Source organism: Streptomyces sp. NPDC111802 (assembly GCF_055634335.1).
Window position 1 is genome coordinate 1 of the sequence record NZ_JBVKCZ010000244.1, and the last position, 1,079, is coordinate 1,079.

Here is a 1,079-nt window from a genome sequence, read left to right on the forward strand (position 1 = left end):
GGCCAGGTCGAGGAAGCGCGGGAAGAGGCCGTTGCCGACCTCGCCGGCACCGTCCCAGGAGAACACGACGAACTGCGGGGGCTCCTGACCCGGCTGCAGCGGCTCGGGCCTGCCGGGCTGGCCCGGCTGCTTGCCGGTGTAGGAGGTGGAACCGTCGCCGATTGCAAGCTCGAGAGGCGCGGCGCCGGCCGAGTGCTTTTTGTGGTTGCTGTTGGCGCTGCCCGACGCCATTTCCTTCCGGGGCGAGCCGCATCCGACGACGCCCATGCTTGCTGCAAAACCCACCCCGAGCTCGATCAACCCCCTCCGGCTGACGCTGGAGCCGTGCATTCCATCCCCGTTCGTCTTGTCCTCGCGGGTACAAGACAGACGGCGCAGGGGGCAAGGAATTACGCGAAATACGCCACATGGGGCTTCGTATGCCGCAAACGTGCCCCTGGCAATCGCGATGCGCGCCGGTAGCGTGTCGACCCCTGAGCACGTCTGGTGCTGGTGCGGTGACGACAGCGTTCGACGACGATGAGGTGACGAGGGGTGAACTTCTCGGGGACATTTGTAAGTGACGTGGGAGCTCCGAGCCAGTGGAGGAGATCGCGTCAAAACAGCTCTGGGGAGAACGCCACCCGGCAGCTCAGTTGCCGGCAGCTGGTAGCGCCGCCCGAACTCACGTGCACTCCATACCAACGACCGGTGTCTGCGCCCCCTCAATGTGCTGAGCGCACCCTTTCTTTCGAACAGCACGTCATCGCGCTCTGCACCACATCCCTCGACAGCGTCACCATCTTTGGTGACCTGTCCTTCGGGCGGGTGAGTTCTGCGGCGCTGTTGCGCCTTGCCGACCCATGCGCCAGTCGTTGCTGCGTGGGCGAGGCGAAGCAGCCTGAAGTGGGGGAGGGGAAGGCAAGTTGGGCGCTGTCGCGACAGCGCGGCGGACCGTTGGGGGGGGCGCTCGGTCCGATCGAGGCGTGCAAGTCCTTGATACCACCCGGCCTTGGTGTTTCACCGTGAGGGCCGGGGGTGCTGACGGAGTGTGACCCCGAATAGAAGAGGTGCCCGTCCGACCTGCGAAGATCCAGTTG

Annotated in this window: 1 pseudogene; it reads right to left on the minus strand. The window is 65.6% G+C overall.

Annotated elements, in window-relative coordinates:
- Positions 1 to 330 (minus strand): annotated as a pseudogene (locus ACZ7NC_RS45765) (hypothetical protein); the annotation flags it as partial.
- Positions 331 to 1,079: the final 749 nt, after the last annotated feature.